Annotated in this window: 8 protein-coding genes and 1 pseudogene; 5 read left to right on the top strand and 4 right to left on the bottom strand. The window is 67.5% G+C overall.

Annotated elements, in window-relative coordinates:
• Nucleotides 1-11: 11 nt before the first annotated feature.
• A complete protein-coding gene (locus tag AC07N1_RS11170; RefSeq protein WP_494671872.1) occupies nucleotides 12-305 on the bottom strand; it encodes a hypothetical protein in 294 nt (97 codons plus the stop codon).
• Between AC07N1_RS11170 and AC07N1_RS11165 the strand changes: the two genes are divergently transcribed.
• From AC07N1_RS11165 to AC07N1_RS11150, 4 genes are read left to right on the top strand one after another with little or no spacing between them, the layout of a single operon-like run.
• Entirely contained in the window at nucleotides 304-1,284 is a 981-nt protein-coding gene (locus tag AC07N1_RS11165; protein WP_494671871.1) for a sugar ABC transporter substrate-binding protein, read from the top strand. The genes AC07N1_RS11170 and AC07N1_RS11165 overlap by 2 nt on opposite strands.
• A 6-nt stretch (nucleotides 1,285-1,290) precedes the next feature.
• Nucleotides 1,291-2,835, top strand: a complete 1,545-nt coding sequence (locus AC07N1_RS11160) for a sugar ABC transporter ATP-binding protein (protein ID WP_494671870.1) — start codon at nucleotides 1,291-1,293, stop codon at nucleotides 2,833-2,835.
• Nucleotides 2,832-3,851 (top strand): ABC transporter permease, encoded by a 1,020-nt coding sequence (locus AC07N1_RS11155; protein WP_494671869.1) that lies wholly within the window; start codon nucleotides 2,832-2,834, stop codon nucleotides 3,849-3,851. The genes AC07N1_RS11160 and AC07N1_RS11155 overlap by 4 nt, the downstream gene beginning before the upstream one ends.
• A gap of 22 nt (nucleotides 3,852-3,873) precedes the next feature.
• Nucleotides 3,874-6,177, top strand: coding sequence for a GH92 family glycosyl hydrolase (locus AC07N1_RS11150; protein ID WP_494671868.1), 2,304 nt, complete (start codon nucleotides 3,874-3,876; stop codon nucleotides 6,175-6,177).
• Nucleotides 6,178-6,369: 192 nt separating this feature from the next.
• Here the strand turns inward: AC07N1_RS11150 and AC07N1_RS11145 are convergent.
• The 3 genes and pseudogenes from AC07N1_RS11145 to AC07N1_RS11135 all read right to left on the bottom strand — a co-directional run.
• A pseudogene (locus tag AC07N1_RS11145) lies at nucleotides 6,370-8,796 on the bottom strand (glycosyl hydrolase 115 family protein); the annotation flags it as partial.
• A 161-nt stretch (nucleotides 8,797-8,957) separates the two neighbouring features.
• Nucleotides 8,958-11,516: a GH92 family glycosyl hydrolase gene (locus tag AC07N1_RS11140; RefSeq protein WP_494671867.1), complete on the bottom strand. Its 2,559-nt coding sequence runs from the start codon at nucleotides 11,514-11,516 to the stop codon at nucleotides 8,958-8,960.
• Between the two features lie 119 nt (nucleotides 11,517-11,635).
• Nucleotides 11,636-14,629: a TonB-dependent receptor gene (locus AC07N1_RS11135; protein WP_494671918.1), complete on the bottom strand. Its 2,994-nt coding sequence runs from the start codon at nucleotides 14,627-14,629 to the stop codon at nucleotides 11,636-11,638.
• A gap of 424 nt (nucleotides 14,630-15,053) precedes the next feature.
• Between AC07N1_RS11135 and AC07N1_RS11130 the strand changes: the two genes are divergently transcribed.
• On the top strand, nucleotides 15,054-18,263 hold the full coding sequence (locus AC07N1_RS11130; RefSeq protein ID WP_494671866.1) for a glycoside hydrolase family 2 TIM barrel-domain containing protein: 3,210 nt from the start codon (nucleotides 15,054-15,056) through the stop codon (nucleotides 18,261-18,263).
• Nucleotides 18,264-18,270: the final 7 nt, after the last annotated feature.

Below are 18,270 nucleotides of genomic sequence, written 5' to 3'. Positions count from 1 at the left end.
AGAGACGCCGCTCAGTTGTTCCAGAGCGTCATGGAAGGGCCGATCGCGGCCGTTCCATTTCCCGCCAAATCAGGATTGTCTTTCCACGCTCCTGGCGTTGCGGAACGACATCGGTCAGGCTCCGGATCGAACGGAGCGAGCTTCGTCGATGACAGCGGTAACCCCCTACACCGCCGCACGCGAAAATGAAACACACTTTCCCAGATGACCTTGACATGGAATATGCCTTCCACTTTTGTGTCAGCCAACGAAAGCGATGCCCAGCATCCGATAATCAAGTCCATTAGCGAGTAGAGAAACGCCATGATCCGCCCCCTGACGTCGCGTCGGCGCCTCCTTGGTCTGGCAGCCGGACTGGGGCTGACGGCGGCGGCGAGCGGACTGCTGGGGGCCTGCTCGCGCGGCGGCCAGGACGCCGAGGTGGTGGTCAGCTTCAACGACCTTTCCCAGCCCTTCTTCGTGGCCATGCGCCGCGAACTGGAAGACGAGGCGACCAAGCTGGGCGTGAAGGTCCAGGTGATGGACGCCCAGAACAATTCCGCCAAGCAGATCGCCGACCTGGAGGCCGCCGCCGTGCAGGGCGCCAAGGTGGTGATCGTCGCCCCGACCGACTCCAAGGCGCTGGCGACCGCCGCCGACGAACTGGCCAAGCAGGGCGTGGCGGTGATCTCGGTCGATCGCAACATCGCCGGCGCGACGCCGCCCGTGCCGCATGTGGGCGCCGACAACGTGGCCGGCGGCCGCGCCATGGCCGACTGGGTGGTCAAGACCTATCCGGCCGGCGCACGCGTGGTGGTGATCACCAACGACCCCGGCAGTTCCAGCTCGATCGAGCGGGTCAAGGGCGTGCACGAAGGCCTGGCGGCCGGCGGCGCGGCCTTCAAGATCGTCACCGAGCAGACCGCCAACTCCAAGCGCGACCAGGCCCTGACCGTCACCCAGAACGTGCTGACCTCGATGCACGACAGCCCGCCCGACGTGATCCTGTGCCTGAACGACGACATGGCCATGGGCGCGCTGGAGGCCGTGCGCGCCGCCGGCTTCGGCAAGGACAAGATCAAGGTGCTGGGCTTCGACGCCATCCCCGAGGCCCTGGCCCGCATCAAGACCGGCGAGATGGTCGCCTCGGTGGAGCAGAACCCCGGCCAGCAGATCCGCACCGCCCTTCGCCAGGCCGTCGATAAGATCAAGACCGGCGCGGCGCCCAAGTCGGTCAGCCTGACCCCGGTGCTGATCACCAGCGCCAACCTGACGCAGGCCTCGCGCATCTCCGAGGTCAAGTAGGTCGCCATGACCCTCCTGGACGTCAGCCAGGTCAGCAAGCGCTTCCCCGGCGTGCTGGCCCTCGACCATGTGCGGCTGACCGTCGGAAACGGCGAGGTCCACGCCCTGCTGGGCGAGAACGGCGCGGGCAAGTCGACCCTGATCAAGATCCTGTCGGCCGCCCACGCGGCCGACGGAGGAACCGTCACGTTCGACCGCCATGCGCTGGACCCGCGCGATACGCCGCTGCGCCGCCAGCAGCTTGGCATCGCCACGATCTATCAGGAGTTCAACCTCTTCCCCGAGCTCAGCGTCGCCGAGAACATGTATCTCGGCCGCGAGCCCAAGCGGCTGGGCCTGATCGACTGGGCGCGCCTGCGCGACGACGCCAGGAAGCTTCTGGACGAACTGGGCCTGCCGCTGGATCCGGACGAGACCGTCCGTCATCTGACCGTCGCCGAGCAGCAGATGGTCGAGATCGCCAAGGCGATGACCCTGAACGCCCGGCTGATCATCATGGACGAGCCGACCGCCGCGCTCAGCAGCCGCGAGGTCGATCGCCTGCACGCCATCATCGCCGACCTGAAGGCGCGCGGCGTCAGCGTCATCTACGTCTCGCACCGCCTGGCCGAGGTGAAGGCCATGTGCGACCGCTACACCGTCATGCGCGACGGCCGCTGGGTGGCCAGCGGCGACGTGGCCGACGTCGAGGTCTCCGACATGGTCCGGCTGATGGTCGGCCGCCACGTCGAGTTCGTGCGCCGCGTCCGCTCGAGCGAGCCCGGTCCCGTGGTGCTGAAGGTCGAAAGCGTCTCTCCACGCCGGCCGCGCGTCGCCGCGCCGGGCTATCTGAAGGACGTCTGCCTGGAGGTTCGCGCCGGCGAGATCGTCGGCCTGGCCGGCCTGGTCGGCGCCGGCCGCACGGACCTGGCCCGCCTGATCTTCGGCGCCGACGCCATTGCTAGTGGCTCGATCAAGCTGGACGACAAGCCGCTGAAGCTGAAGTCGCCGCGCGACGCCATCAAGGCCGGGGTCATGCTGGTGCCCGAGGACCGCAAGCAGCAGGGCTGCTTCCTCGACCACTCGATCCGCCACAATCTCAGCCTGCCCAGCCTGGGCGGTCTCAGCCGCATGGGCCAGTGGATCGACGAGAACGCCGAGCGCGACCTCGTCGAGACCTATCGCCAGAAGCTGCGGATCAAGATGGCCGACCAGGAGACCGCGATCGGCAAGCTGTCGGGCGGCAACCAGCAGAAGGTGCTGCTGGGCCGCTCCATGGCCCTGGCCCCGCGCGTGCTGATCGTCGACGAGCCTACGCGCGGCATCGACATCGGCGCCAAGGCCGAGGTGCACCAGGTGCTGTGCGACCTGGCCGTGCAGGGCGTGGCGATCGTCGTGATCTCGTCGGAACTGGCCGAGGTCATGGCCGTCAGCGACCGCATCGTCGTCTTCCGCGAAGGCGCGGTCGTCGCCGATCTCGAGGCCGAAACGGCCACCGAAGAGGGCCTGATGGCCTACATGGCGACCGGCGGCCTGCCGGTCTCGTCAGGAATGGAACACCGCCCGCAATGACCGCCTCCCCCACCCTCTCTCCCGACCCGGCCGCCGAGCGCGCCGTCCCGCCGCCCGGCCGCCGCTTCGACCTGCTGGCCTTCGCGCGCAAGCACCGGACGATCCTGTTCCTGCTGCTGCTGATCGCCGTGTTCGGGACGGTCAACGAGCGCTTCCTGACGCTGCGCAACGCGCTGAACATCCTCAGCGAGGTGTCGATCTACGGGATCATCGCGGTCGGCATGACCTATGTGATCCTGATCGGCGGCATCGACGTGGCGGTGGGCTCGCTGCTGGCCTGCGCCTCGCTCGCGGCGGCCTATGTCGTCACGAACCTGATCGGCGGCTCGCCCGCCGCCTGGTTCGTGGCCCTGGCGATCTCCAGCGCCGTTGGTCTGGTCGCCGGCTACGTCCACGGCAAGGTGGTGACCAAGCTGCACGTGCCGGCCTTCATCGTCACCCTGGGCGGCATGACCGTCTGGCGCGGAGCGACGCTGCTGCTCAACGACGGCGGCCCGATCTCGGGCTTCGACGCGGCCTATCGCTGGTGGGGCACGGGCCAGATCCTGTTCGTGCCGGTCCCGATCGTCGTCTTCGCCCTGGTGGCGGCCGTGGGCCACGTGGTGCTGCGCTACACCCGCTACGGCCGGCAGGTCTATGCGGTGGGCGGCAACGCCGAGGCCGCGCGGCTGTCGGGGGTCAATGTCGATTTCGTCGTCACCAGCGTCTACGCCGTGATCGGCGCCTTGGCCGGCCTGTCGGGCTTTTTGCTATCGGCGCGCCTGGGCTCGGCCGAGGCCGTGGCCGGCACCGGCTACGAGCTGCGGGTCATCGCCTCGGTGGTGATCGGCGGCGCCAGCCTGTCGGGCGGTTCGGGCAATGTCGGCGGGACCATACTGGGCGCCTTGCTGATAGGCGTCCTGTCCAACGGCCTGGTCATCATGCACGTCACCTCGTACTTCCAGCAGGTGGTGATCGGCTTGATCATTGTCGCGGCCGTCGCCTTCGACCACTACGCCCGCACCCACAAGGCCTGACTCGACTCGGCCAGTATCCAGGATGGCGACGATGCGTTCCTTTCGAGCCCTTCTGCTGGGCGCGGTCATGATCTCGACCCCGCTGGCGGCCCTGGCACAGGCCGGACCGCCTGACCTGACCGCAAAGGTCGATCCCTTCGTCGGGGTCGACGGCGGCGGAGTGACCGGCGGCAACACCGTGCCGGGCGCCGGCGTGCCGTTCGGCTTCGTGTCGCTGAGCCCCGACACCACCAACGCCGACACCAACGGCTACGATTCCAAAAGCCCGATCATCGGCTTCAGCTACACCCACGTCAGCGGCACGGGCGGCTCGGGCAAGTACGGCAACTTCCGGGTCACGCCCACCGTGGGGCCGTTGAAGCTGAACCACCTGCACTTCGGCAAGACCGATGAACAGGCCTCGCCCGGCTACTACGCCGTGGGGCTGGGCAACAGCGAGGCCGAGCGCATCAAGGTGGAGCTGACCGCCTCGCGCCGGGTCGGCTTCCAGCGCCTGACCTATCCGGCCAATGCACAGAGCCAGCTGATCTTCGACGTCAGCTCGGTAGTCGCCATGCGCGGGCGCGGCCAGCGGGTGCGGCTGGCCAAGGTGGAGCTGATCGACGACCACACCCTGGCCGGCGAGGTCACGGTCGAGGGCGGCTGGAACCCCACGCCCTACACCCTCTATTTCCACGCCGTCGTCGATCGCCCGGCCAAGGCCTTCGGCTCGTGGACGGCCGGCCAGGGCTGGTTCGAGGCCAAGCCCGGCAAGGGACGCGCCGAAGGCGGGTCGCAGGTCAAGAGCCCCGCCAACCGCCAGGGCCTGATGATCGAGTACGACACCGAGCGCGAGTTCTCCAACCGCCTGGGCGCCTGGCTGACCTTCGACACCACCACCGACCGCCAGGTGCAGATGAAGCTGGCCGTGTCGTTCGTCAGCGCCGACAAGGCCCGCGCCAACCTTGCCGAGGAAATGCCCGGCTGGGACTTCGACGCCTACCACGAAGCCGCCCGCGCCGAGTGGGCGCAGGCCCTGGGCAAGATGCAGGTGCAGGGCGGCAGCGACGAGCAGCAGCGGATCTTCTATTCCGCCCTCTACCGCTCGCACACCATGCCGCATGACCTGAGCGGCGAGAACGTCTGGTGGAAGTCCGACGAGCCTCACTACGAGGACTTCTACACCCTGTGGGACACCTTCCGGACGCTGCATCCGCTGATGACGGTGATCCAGCCGCAGCGGCAGCGCGACATGCTCCGCTCACTGATCGACACCTACAAGCACACCGGCTGGATGCCCGACTCCCGCATCGCCGGGGCCAACGGCATGACCCAGGGCGGCTCGAACGGCGACATCCTGGTGGCCGACGCCGTGGTCAAGAAGCTGGGCGGTTTCGACCTGCCCCTGGCCTACGAGGCTCTGCGCAAGAACGGCGAGGTCGACAGCGACCAGCCCTTCCTGCAGGGCCGCGTGCTGAAGGACTATCTGAAGCTCGGCTACGTGCCGTTCACCCAGACGCGCTCGGCCTCGCGCACCCTGGAATACGCCTATGACGACTACGCCATCGGCGTGGTCGCCAAGGCCCTGGGCAAGACCGAGGACGCCAGGCGCTACATCGCGCGCTCGGGCAACTGGAAGAACATCTGGGACGACAGTCTCGGCTGCGTGCGCCCCCGCTATCCCAACGGCGAGTGGGTCGAGAACTACAGCTGCACCTACGAATATCCCGACCGCTCGGGGCCGTGGTGGGACGCGGTGTTCTACGAGGGCAACGCGCTGCAATACTCGACCTATGTCCCGCAGGACGTGGCCGGGCTGATGGCCAAGACGGGCGGCGCCAAGGGGTTCGTGACCTGGCTCGACCACCTGTTCGACGGCCACTATTCGCAGGGCAACGAGCCCGACATCCTGGCGCCCTACCTCTACATCCACGCCGGGCGGCCCGACCGCACGGCCGAGATCGCCCGCCAACTGATGGCCAAGCACTATCGCGCCACCCGCACCGGCCTGCCGGGCAATGACGACGCCGGCGCGATGTCGAGCTGGTACGTCTGGAACGCCGTCGGGCTCTATCCGAACGCGGGCCAGCCCTACTACTACATCGCCTCGCCGGTGTTTACGCGCAGCGCCATCGCGCTGGAGGGCGGCAAGACCTTCGTGGTCTCGGCGCCGGCGGCGTCGGAGGCCAACCGCTACGTCACGGCCGCGAGGCTGAACGGCAAGCCGATCGACCGCGCCTGGATCACCCATGACGAACTGGCCAAGGGCGGGGTTTTGGAGCTGACCATGGGGCCGGCGCCGTCGGCCTGGGCGACGACCTTCACCGCGCCGCCGAACGGGCTTTGAGCCGCTCAAGCCCGCCGACAGGTTTCGCATTTGAGGTCGTCATCCCGGCCGTAGCGCGCAGCGCGTAGAGCCGGGACCCAGGGGCCGCCGCACTGCGCCGGCGACCGCTCGGGTGGATGATCTCGGCGCCGCGCCCAGTCCCCTGGGTCCCGGATAAGCCCTGCGGGCTTTCCGGGATGACGATCACATTCCTCAATGGTTCTCGTGCGTCGCCACCTGCTCGGGCAGGACCAGACGCACGCGGTCCAAGCCCACGCGCCCAACACGCGCCGTCACCACCACCGTATGCCGTCCGGGCGACAGCGACGGGCCAACGACAGGCTTCAGCAGGTTGTCGAGCACGCCTTCGGCCCAGGCCGGCGAGCCGACCTTGCGCGGCAGGGTCACGCGCTCGGGCGCGCCGCCGTCGATGCTGACGTCGAAGGCGATGTCCTGGGCCTGGCCGTCGGGGAAGATCGGCAGGACGCCCAGCTGGACGCGGCGACCATCGGCGTTCGCGACATCGACCGACAAGGTCAGGGTCGCGCCGGGCGCATCCGCCAGCATCACCCCGCGACCGCGCCCAACGCCCTCGACCAGACGCCAGCCGGTGTTGGCGACAAAAGCCTCGGCCTCGAAGATCGGCGAATTGGCCGGCGCATTGCCATCGACCACGGCCAGGAACGCCGCCGGATCGGAGACGAGGCCAAGGCTCGGCGTCGGGATCGGACGGGCGCGGTAGATCCGCCACTGGCTGTCGGCGGGCTCTTCAGGCATCAGCCAGCGCCACTTGCCGCCGGCGACCTGGTTGTTGAACCTGTCGGTGAGAGCCGTGATCTCGGCCTGGGCCTCGACGGCCGCGCCGCCGGCCGAGCGGGCCATGGCCTGCTGCTTGTCGACCAGCTCGTTGTACCGCTCGGCCGCGAAGAACCGCATGTTGGCGGCCGCCGAAACGCGGATCGGGAACTCGACCAGCTCGAACCAGGCGTCGGCCAGTTGCGGCGGCACGTCGGCGGTCGCCGCCTTGGTGTCGGCCGTCAGCTTGCGGAAGGCGCGCAGGCGGTCGTTGACCTCGTCGGGCGTGTAGCTCGACAGGTGCCGGTTCTCGGCCTGGGGCTGCCACTCCAGATGCTCGGGGCGGCGCTCGAAGTTCAGGCGGTAATAGGCGTCGAGCAGATCGGCCGCCTTGCCGCCGAGGGCGGGACCGAAGGCGCGGCCGGTCCAGTCTGCCAGGAACTGGCGCTGGGTCTTGCCCCGCCAGCGGTCGATGTCCCAGGCCATCTCCAGGAAGTGGCTGGCGCCGATCTCGGCCGGCTTGATGTCGCCGACATTGGCGATCCAGACGCTGCGCGCGCCCTTGTCCCAGGCGTGGATCATCTCCTCCTGGACCAGGGCCGGCGGGGTCGTGCCCAGCCACAGATAGGCCAGCGGATAACCCAGATAGGACAGGTGGTAGTAGACCCCCGCCCCGCCCCTGCGGCCGGCTTCCTCGGCGCTGGGGAATTGGCGGATGTAGCCGAAATTGTCGTCGGGCCAGACGATGGTGACGTCGTCGGGGACCTTCACCCCGGCGCGGTAGATCTCCAGCACCTCCTTGTAGGGCACGAAGATCTGCGGAACCTTGGAGACGTCGCCGGGGACGTTCTTGGCCAGGACCTCGCGCTGGTCGGCGATGATCTTGTCCAGCAGGGCGACCTTCTCCTCCATGGTCTTGGGGCCGACCATGCCGGTGTCGTGGATGCCGCGCATGCCCAGCGTCCAGAGGCTCTCATAGGGGCCGTTGGCCTTGGCGCGCTCTTCCCAATAGGCCTTCACGCCGTCGGGATTGGTGGCGTAGTTGAACTTGGCCGGGTCGTCCTTCCACTCGCCGACATTGTTGCGCAGCATGGCTTCGGCGTGGGACGAGCCCATGACGATGCCGTACTCCTGCGCCAGCTTGGCGTTCTCCGGATCGGAATTGAACGGCGCGGTCGTGTGGTGCATGGCCGGCCACAGGGTGTTGGCCTTCAGGCGCAGCAGCAGGGTGAAGATCCGGCGGTAGGTCTTGGGGCCGACGTCGCCGCGCTCGGGATCGAAGGTCTTCACCGCCCACGGATAGAGCCCCCAGTCCTCGTCGTTGACGAAGACGCCGCGATAGCGGACCGACGGCGGGCCGAAGCGGTGCACGCCGGCGGCGACGACCAGCTTGTCCTTGTGAGCGGGGTTGACGTCGGCCCACCAGGCCCAGGGCGACACGCCCATGCCTTGGGCCACCTCGTAGACGCCGAAGGCCGTGCCCCGCCGGTCGCTGCCGACCACCACCAGGGCCTTGTCGACGCCGGGCGCCGGGCGGTCGACCGAGGCGATGACGAAGCTTTCCCAGGCGCCGGAGAGCCGCGACACGTCGATCTTCCTGGCCTTGACCAGAGCGTCGATAACCTTGCTGGAGCCAAGGGTTCCGACCAGGATCGCGGTCTTGCCGGCGGGGACGTCCGACACGGCGACCTGCTGGCCAGTGACGGTGTTGAGGTCCTCGGCCAGGTCGTCGGCGGCGTGGCGCACGACGGCGGCGTCGGCGGGATCGACCACGATCGTCGGCGCCCTGCCCGTCTCGACCAGCACGAAGCCGCCACGCGAAAGGCTGTCGGTGAAGATCGCGCCAGCCTCGCCGCGTCTCTGGGCCTGAGCGGCCTGGACGGCGCCGAGGCACAGCACCAGCGCGAGCGCCCCGCGCCAGATCGACTTCGACATCTTCATCGGCCCGGGCCTCCCTACGCGTGGCGGGTCTTGTACTGGATAGGACGGCGACGACGCGCCAAACCTCAACGGCAGCCGGTTCCGGCGATCAGTTCGACCTCGGAAACCTCGACGGCCTTGCCGGCGGTCAGTTCCAGGCGATAGCGGGCATAGGCCTTGGCGGTCTTCAGGTCGAAGCTGCGGGTGGCGTGGCGATGGGCGAAGCGCTCGCCGCGCCGCTCGTCGAGCTTGACCCAGCGCTTGCCGTCGAAGCCGCTGAACCGCCAGGCGGTCGGGTCGGCCTCGTTGGCGCCGACACTGACCGTATAGGTCTTCAGGCAGGTCGCGGTCGGTCGGGTGAACGTCGCCGACTGACCGGCCGAAGCGGTCCAGACCGTCGAAGTCTTGCCGTCGGCCAGGGCCGGGACCGCAGCCTCGCTGCCCAGCACCGCACCGTCATAGGCCCACTGGCCGGGCTTTTCGCTCATGGTGAAGCTCAGCACGCCGCCCGCCAGCACCTGGGCCTGGGTGATGAAGGGCCCGGCCAGCGGCTTTCCGTTCAGGCTGGCGGCGGCGATGTAGGGACGATCCGCCCCGGCGTTCGCCGCGACGACCTCCAGCGACCGCCCGCCCTCCAGGTGCAGCACGCTGCGCGGATGGCGCGGGCCGTGCAGGTAGAAGAGGTCGCTGCCCAGCTTGGGGAACAGGCCCAGGCGGTTGAAGACGTAGTTGGAGCTCATCGCGCCAGCGTCCTCGTCGCCCGGATAGGCGGTGGCGGTGAAGTGCTTGAACACCTCGCCCGACCAGTAGGACGACAGGTCCGACCGGCCCAGATTGTGGAACAGCCAGGGCGTGGCGAAGGACGGCTCGTTGGTGATGTCGATCAGGCCCGCGTCCAGGGCGTGGTTCAGGCGCTCGTTGAAGCGCACCCGGCCGCCCATGGCCTCGATCAGGCCCGGCAGATCGTGCAGCACGCCGTAGGAATAGATCCAGGCCGTGCCTTCATAATAGCCGACATTGTTGTGGACCTTGCCATCCCAGCCGAGCTTGGGATCGATGTCCTGGAACTTGCCATCCGGATAGCGCGGCATCAGGAAGCCGGCAAAGCCGTCGCTCGTGGTCTGCGGATTCCAGATCTTGCGCCAGTTGGCCGAGCGCTTGAGCAGTACGCCCGCCTCGTCGGCATGGCCGGCCTTGGCCGCGACCTGAGCGGCGAAATAGTCGTTGAGCGCGAAGCCCAGGGTCGAGGAGCCCGACTTGGCGCGCTGGTTGTTCGGCTCGGGGCTGCGGTCGCCGACGCCGAAATACCCGCTCTCCAGATAGCGCGGCCGACGGCGCTCGAAGGCGTTGAAGTGGGTCAGCCGCCAGGCTTCGTTCCAGTTGACGCCCGCAGCCCCGCGCAGGGCCGCCTCGCCCAGCACGTTGTCGACCTCGTCGCCCCCCTGCCCCACGTGATAGTTCTGGCCGCCGATGATCGCCGTGTCGGCCGCACCGAACTTGTCGAAGGTGTGGATCAGCGAGTTGATGTTGGCCGCGTAGTCGCTGGGCCGCAGCACCGACATCAGCGGAAACAGCGTCCGATAGGTGTCCCACAGGGTGTAGTGGTCGTCCCAGTTGGGACGGCCCAGCTCCTTGGCGGGCTGGTCCAGGCTGCGGTCCCGGGGATGGGTCGAGGCGTGATAGAAGGCGGTGTAGAACCGACGGGTCTGCGCCTCATCCAGGCCCGAGACCTCGATCTCGCCCAGTCGATCGTTCCACGCCGCCTGGGCCTGCTGGCGGACGCGGTCATAGTCCCAGTCGGGAATCTCCCGGTCCAGCAGGGCCTCGGCCGTCTGCGCGCTGGTGAAGGACACCGCGATCTTGACCAACAGCGGCTTGCCGGCGGTCGTCTTGAAGGTCTGCCAGGCGCCCAGGCGCTCGTCCGGACCGGTCTTGCCCTCGGTCGCGCCCGCGCGCCGGTCGGCCTTGTCGAAGACGCCCCAGGCGACGGGCTTCTGGTCGAACTTGGCGACGAACCAGATGTCGATCAGGGCTGGGTTCCAGTAGCCCTTGGCCTTCACGTGGCCGACGATCTTGCCCTCGGCCGGATAGAGCTTCACGTCGGCCTGGTCGGAGGCCACGAGCCCCCCGACCTTGCGGGTGACGTCGAACACCAGCTGGGCCTGGTCGGAGTCGGGATAGGTCAGGCGATAGATCGCCGAATAGTGGGCCGGCGTCGCCTCGACCTTGGTGTCGTAGCGCGACAGCCGCACCGAATAGGCGTCGGCGGCAAGCACCTCGTCGGCCTTGGGCGACAGGTGGGCCGTCTCGTCGAACTCAGGCTGGCCCACCTGGGGCGACAACAGGAATGTGCCGTAGGTGGTGACCCCGCCTGAGCCTTGGGAATGCAGCAGGGCAAAGCCGCTGATCGGCTCGGCGGCGTTGTAGCCGGCGTTGCTGGGATTGGGGGTCTCGGGCGAGGGATGGATCGAGCCGTTGGGCAGGGTCGGCCCGGGAATGGTGTCGCCTTCGTTGTCGTTGCCGAGGCCGACCTCGAGGGCGGGAAGCTTGTAGAGGGACGGGCCGGACGCGGCCTGGGCGATCGGGCCGGCCGCGAGAGCGGTCATGGCCAACAAGGTCGAAAGTCCAGCGCGAAGTCCCGGCATCGAAATCCTTCCGGTCTGGGGTCTTCCGCGAGTCGCTCGGCGCGCGCCTCGAGGAGGAGAAAATATAGCCGGTCCACGAAGGGACCGGCTATCGAGTGCATCACTGGGGGAAGTGAACTTTAGAACGTGGCGCGCGCCGTCAGGGTGAAGGTGCGGCCGTCGTAATCGACCCAACGAGAGACCTGGTAGTCGTTCTCGTATTCGAAGCGGACCGCGTCGGTCAGGTTGTAGGCGTCCAGCGAGACGGTGAGCTGGTCGTTGACGTTGTAGGACGCCGACATGTCCAGCTGGCCGCGCGGCTTAACCGAGCGCGAACCGCCGCTGTAGGTGCCGTTGGCGTTCAGGTCGTAGGCCGAGCGGTAATTGTAGACCATGCGCACGCCGAACTTCGGCGTCTCGTAGTAGCCGATGACGTTGACGTTGTGCTTGGAGATGCCCGGGAACGGAGCGATCGAAGGGCTCTTCGACGTCGTGTAGGCGTAGTTGAAGCTGCCGCCGAAGTTCTTCCAGAAGCCCGGCAGGAAATCGAGGTTCTGCTGGACGTTGAACTCGACGCCCTCGACGGTGGTCGGCTTGTCGAGGTTGTAGGCGCCGCTGGCGTTGACGTGCACCTGCTTGGTGGTGCTGCTGAGCGCGGTGGCCGTGCAGTAGGTGCCGTCCCACGACAGGGCGCCGAACCCCCAGGTCGAGCCGTCGGCCGGGCACAGGAGCGCCGGATCCGAGGTCGAGGCGATGCGGCCGGTGATGTTCTTGCGGAAATAGGCCAGCGAAACCAGGCCATTGGGGCGGTTGTACCACTCCAGCGACAGGTCGAAGGACTCGGCCAGATAGGGCTTCAGCTTGTTGTTACCGATCTGCACCGAGACATCGTAGACGTTGACGCTGCCCGAGGTCAGGCTGCTGTTGAGGATCTGGGTCGGGCTGACCTTGGTCGACGGCGAATACTGGCGCGGGTGCGGGCGGACATAGGTCTTGTAGTAGGCGCCGCGCAGGATCAGGTCGTCGGTGATGTCGGCCACGAAGATCGCCGACGGCAGGAAGTAGTCGTACTTGTTGACGTACTTCTCGGTCTTGAAGGCCGTGGACGAGCCGATCGAGTCGGTCGGCGCGGTCGTGCGGTCCAGGGTCGTGATGGTGTTCTTGGTGTCTTCGTAGCGGCCGCCGAAGTTGCCGCGCAGGCCGTGGCCGAAGATCTCGGTGTCGTACTTCGCCTGGATGTAGAACTGATTGATATCGTTCTCGTTGGTGAAGTTCTTATCGTAGTAGCTGCTGTCGGCGTACTGGATGTTGAAGCCCTGGGTCGACAGGCCGCCGCTCTGATAGGCCGTGACCGGACGGACGGCGTTCAGGAACTGGCGGATGTTCAGCACCTGCCAGTTGCGATTGTAGTTGCCGCCCTTGCCGCCCATGAAGTCGTCCACGAAGGGCGACGTGATCATCATGCTCGAGGTGATGTTCTGCAGCTGCGCGCCGTAGGCGTAGACGCGGTAGCCGGTCGACACGTACTTCTCGCGCTCCAGGCGCACGCCGCCCTGGATGCTCTTGATCGGGCCCAGCTGCGTGAAGCGCTCGACGTCGAAGGCCGCGCTGTTCAGCTCGTTCTCGGCGAAGCTCTCGGTGCCCTGGATCTGGATCTGGTTGGTCGAGTTGGCCTTCGCGCCGTTGTTGTAGAAGGCCGTCGGATCGGAGGCGCCGCCCCAGGTCCAGGTCTGGCCGGTCGTGATCGAGTTCTGCGGGTTGGGCGTGGTGACGTACTGGAAGGCGCCGATGTCGTCGAGGCCGGTGGTCAGAGACCCCGAGACGCCGTTGCCGCCGGCGCGGGTGTAGTTGGCGACGTCGACCTCGGTCTCGACCGAGGCGTTGTAGCCCGACGACAGGGTCAGGGCGGCGGCGACGCGCCAGTCCTCGTTGTTCCAGTCGAAGGTGCCCAGCAGGCCGTCCGACTTCTGGCGCTGCGAATAGAGGCGGGTCGAGGACAGCGCGTTCATGTTGGCGAACGAGTAGCTCTCATACAGATAGCGGCCGTCGCTGGTCTTCACCGGCGTGCCCGTCGGCGTGATCACCGTGCCCGCGCCGGCCGTGGACGACGGCAGGACGGTGTTGATCAGGAAGTACTGGACGGTGTCGGGCAGGTTGCGATCGGTCTTGAAGCCGATCAGGCCGAACTTGGTGTTGTCGTTGGGACGCCACTCGACGCCCGCCGTGCCCGACCAGACCTCGCCGACGTTCATGCGGGTGTACTGGCGGATCTGGCTGTTGGCCCAGACGCCGTTGGTGCTGGTCGCGCCGGTGTTGCTGGTGGTGTAGGCCGCGGCCTGCGCCTGGGTCAGGCCCAGCGCCTGCCCCAGCGAGCGGCAGTAGGACGTCGCGCTGGTAGGGCACGCGGTGGCCGAATAGTACTGGCCGTAGGTGGCGTTGAACTGGGTGGGCGTCAGGCCCGTCATCGCCGACGTCAGGTAGTCGTAGCTGTTGAGCCGGATCGTATCGCGGCGGAAGTTCTCTTTCTTGTAGGCCAGGGTGCCGAACACCGCGAGATCGTCGGTGAGGTGCTTGTTGTAGCCGATGGTAGCGGCCGGCGCGCCCAGGCTGCCCAGGGTGTTGTACTCGTAGGACGCCTTCATGTAGCCGCCGTCCTTGCGCGACAGCGCCGGCGCGATCTGCAGGTCGACATTGCCCGACAGGCCGCCGGACACGGTGTTGGCCATCGGCGACTTCTGGATCACGAAGGCCGAGAAGATGTCGGAGTTGAACGCGCCCAGCGGCGAGCCCTGGTTGTCGCGCAGCAGCGCGGGGCCGGCGAACGACTGGCCGTTCAGCGTGTTGCGGGCGTATTCGCCGGGCATGCCGCGCAGGTTGATGGTGGCGTCGCGGCCCTCGGCCTCGCGGTTGATCTGGACGCCGGGAATACGCTGCAGCGCCTCGCCGACGTTCAGGTCGGGGAAGCGGCCCAGGCCGTCGGACGAGATGCCGTCGGTGATCTCAACGGCGTTCTTCTTGGTGCGGACGGCGTCGGCGTAGCTCTTCTTGAAACCGGTCACGATCACGGTGTCGACCGTGTCGTTCTGGGCCGCGGCGGCTTCCTGGGCCATGGCGATGGCCGGCAGGCCGCCCATGACGGTTGCGGACAGAAGCGCGACCTTCAGGACGCGCGTCGGGCTGATCTTGGACTTCAATTTCGTTCCCTCCTCGTTATGGCCCGCCGTCTTGCGTGACAGCTTTTCAGCCAACCCCTCTCGCGTTACCGGTCCCAGCAATCTTGCGATTGGCCAGGGCAATGTGGAGGTAGAACCCACACGGCGCCGCGCCCGTAAACCAACGACGATCAGTTTGATATCGCTAGCTTTTTTCGTATTGTTAAATTGATTTGTATATTATTTTCGCGAGACAATCTAGAAAATATTTTTCGGAATTGCAAATTGGTCAGGCCAAAATAGATAGGTCGCAACCAGCGGTGACAGCCTCTCACCTGAGCGTTGAGCGCAGCCGGACTGGAAAAGCGACGCGGGCTGAACCAGGCTCGGGTCAGGGAGTGAACGAATGAAGGCAAGCATGATGGCGGGCGCGGCCTGGCTGGCGATCGGCCTCGCCGCCCAGGCGGAGGAAACGCCCCGGGTCGATCCGGTGCAGATCGATTCCGCCCGTCCCGACTGGGAGAACCCGGCCGTCAACGCCCGCGGCAAGATGCCGGCCAGCGCCAGCCACTTCCCGTTCGAGACCCGCGCCGCCGCCCTGGCCGGCGACATGACGAAGTCGAGCCGCTACCTGTCGCTCGACGGCCCGTGGGCCTTCCAGTTCTCGCCGTCGTCGGACGACGTGCCTAACGGCTTCGAAAAGTCGGACTACGACGCCTCTTCCTGGAAGAGCATCAAGGTCCCAGCCATGTGGCAGGCCGAGGGCTACGACCAGGCCCGCTACAACAACATCACCTATCCGTTCCCGGCCAACCGCCCGCTGATCCCGCACGCCACCAACACGGTCGGCTCCTATCGGCGGACCTTCGAGGTTCCCGCCGGCTGGAGCGGCCAGGACGTCATCCTGCACATCGGCGCGGCCGGCGCGGCCTACCAGGTGTGGGTCAACGGCGTTGAGGCCGGCTATTACGAGGACTCCAAGCTGCCGGCCGAGTTCGACGTGACCAAGCTGGTCAAGCCGGGCCAGAACCTCGTCGCCATCCAGATCCACCGCTGGGCCGATGGCTCCTACCTGGAGGACCAGGACTTCTGGCGGGTCTCGGGCATCGAGCGCTCGGTCTATCTGAAGGCCGTCCCGCAGGCCCGGACGGCCGACGTCTTCGTCCACGCCGGCCTCGACAAGGCCTATCGCGACGGCGTGCTCTCGACCGAGCTGTCGCTGACCGCCCGCAAGGCCCCGCTGACCGCCCGCATGACCCTGCTGGACGGCGACCGCGAAGTGCTGAAGACGGAGACCAAGGTCGCCGCCGGCGCCGCCCGCACCGTCTCGCTGAACGCTAACGTCCCCGGCGTCCGCCAATGGACCGCCGAGACGCCCAACCTCTACACCCTGCTGGTCGAGCTGCTCGACGCGAAGGGCGCTGTGATCCAGGCCACGCCGCAGCGGATCGGCTTCCGCACGGTCGAGATCAAGGACGGCCGGGTGGCGGTCAACGGCAAGCCCATCGTCATCCGCGGCGTCAATCGCCACGAGCACGATCCGGAGACCTTCCACGTCATCTCCGAAGAGAGCATGCGCCGCGACATCGAGCTGATGAAACGCGCCAACATAAACGCGGTGCGCACGGCCCACTATCCCAACGCCGAGCTGTGGTACGCCCTGGCCGACGAGTACGGCCTCTACGTCATGGACGAGGCCAATATCGAGAGCCACGCCTACATGGGCTGGGGCAATGCCGATCCTGACCAGCGGGCCAAGCGCCAGATCGGCTTCGACCCGGCCTGGGAAGGCGCCCATGTCGATCGCGTGATGAACATGGTCGAGCGCGACAAGAACCACCCCTCGGTGATCTTCTGGTCGCTGGGCAACGAGGCCGGCATCGGCCAGAACTTCGAGAAGGCCGCCGCGGCCGCCCGCAAGCGCGACCCGAGCCGCCTGATCTCGTACCTCGGCTGGGGCGCGCGCCCCTGGGAGCACGTGCCCAACACCTATGTCGACATCTACGCCCCGATGTACGACGACGTGACCAAGATGGTGGATTGGGCGACCGATCCGACCCGCACCCAGCCGATGATCCAGTGCGAATACGCCCACATGCAGGGCAATTCAGGCGGCAACCTGAAGGACTATTGGGACACCATCTACAAATACGACAAGCTGCAGGGCGGCTTCATCTGGGACTGGGTCGACCAGTCGATGTACCGCTACACCAAGGACGGCCGGCGCTACTGGGGCGACGGCGGCGAGTACGGGCCCAATCCCGGCGGCGAGATCGAATTCGGCGACGGCGTGATCCAGCCCGACCGCACGCCCAATCCCCAGTACTACGAAGTGCGCAAGGTGCTCTCGCCGATCCAGTTCGGGGCGTTCGACCCGGCCACCGGCAAGGTGAGCGTGACCAACCGCCACGACTTCCGCGATCTCTCCGGCTTCGACTTCGAGTGGGTGCTGGAAGGCGACGGCGTAGAGGTCGCCTCGGGCGCCCTCCCCGCCTTGACCACCAAGGCTCATGGCGTCGAAACCATCACCCTGCCGCTGCCGGCGATCGCGACCAAGCCAGGCGTGGAATACCTCGTGACTGTGCGAGCCAAGGCCCAGGCCGGCGCCGTGCCGATGACCCCGGCCGGCTTCGTGGTCGGTTGGGAGCAGTTCGCGCTCGCCGCCTCGGCCAAGCCGGCGATCGCCCGGCCGGGCGCGGTGGCGGTCGCCGACGGCAAGGACGCCGTCACCCTGTCCGCCGCCGGCGCGACGCTGAAGATCGACCGGTCCACTGGCCTCGTCGCCGCCTACAGCAAGGACGGCGAGGTCCTCGCCAAGGGCGGCCAGCCCAACTTCTTCCGGGCCGAGACCGACAACGACGCCGGCACCGGCCTGTCGACCCAGCAGCGTCCCTGGCAGGTGATGACCCAGCAGCGCCAGCTGCGCTCGGTAACCACGCGCGCCACGGCCGACGGCGGCGAGGTGGTCGTAACCTACGGACTGGGCGCCGGCGCGGCGAGCTTCGTCACCACCTACGCCATGGCCGGCGACGGCACGGTGGCGGTGACCGGCGACCTGACGCCGCTGAAGGACGACCTGCCGCCGCCCGTGCGCGTGGGCCTGTGGTTCACAGTCCCCTCAAGCCTCAAGACCGTCGAATGGTACGGCCGCGGTCCGCACGAGACCTATGTCGACCGCTACACCTCGGCCCCGATCGGCCTGTGGCGCGGCGCCGTCGCCGACCAGAACCACGACTACATGCGGCCCCAGGACACCGGCAACAAGATCGACGTCCGCTGGCTGGAGCTGTCGGGCAACGGCCGGGGCCTGCGGGTCGCCGGCGACAAGCCGCTGATGACCACCGCCCTGGCCTTCCCCTACGAAGACCTCTACCGCCGCGCTCCGGGGACCTGGAAATCCACCGACGTCGTTCCCCACGGCGACGGGACCCTACTGGTCGATTCAGCCCAGTGGGGGATCGGCGGCGACACCACCTGGAACGGCTTTGGCCTGCCGCACATGAAGTACCGTACGCGCCTGGCGCCGACGCGGGTCAGCTTCCGCCTGGAGCCGTTCAAAGGCGACGGGACGACGCCCGACAAGGCCCATCCCGCCGAAGCCACGCCGCCGCAATAGCCGTCCG

It is taken from the genome of Caulobacter sp. GW821-FHT09B11, from assembly GCF_059418205.1.
Note: the sequence above shows the minus strand (reverse complement) of the source record. Positions and strands in the feature narration are given on the sequence as shown.

Excerpts from the sequence above, each read along its gene's own strand:
- AC07N1_RS11165 (WP_494671871.1), top strand. The coding sequence starts at position 304 with ATGATCCGCCCCCTGACGTCGCGTCGGCGCCTCCTTGGTCTGGCAGCC.
- AC07N1_RS11170 (WP_494671872.1), bottom strand. The coding sequence starts at position 305 with ATGGCGTTTCTCTACTCGCTAATGGACTTGATTATCGGATGCTGGGCA.
- AC07N1_RS11160 (WP_494671870.1), top strand. The coding sequence starts at position 1,291 with ATGACCCTCCTGGACGTCAGCCAGGTCAGCAAGCGCTTCCCCGGCGTG.
- AC07N1_RS11155 (WP_494671869.1), top strand. The coding sequence starts at position 2,832 with ATGACCGCCTCCCCCACCCTCTCTCCCGACCCGGCCGCCGAGCGCGCC.
- AC07N1_RS11150 (WP_494671868.1), top strand. The coding sequence starts at position 3,874 with ATGGCGACGATGCGTTCCTTTCGAGCCCTTCTGCTGGGCGCGGTCATG.
- AC07N1_RS11140 (WP_494671867.1), bottom strand. The coding sequence starts at position 11,516 with ATGCCGGGACTTCGCGCTGGACTTTCGACCTTGTTGGCCATGACCGCT.
- AC07N1_RS11135 (WP_494671918.1), bottom strand. The coding sequence starts at position 14,629 with ATGGGCGGCCTGCCGGCCATCGCCATGGCCCAGGAAGCCGCCGCGGCC.
- AC07N1_RS11130 (WP_494671866.1), top strand. The coding sequence starts at position 15,054 with ATGAAGGCAAGCATGATGGCGGGCGCGGCCTGGCTGGCGATCGGCCTC.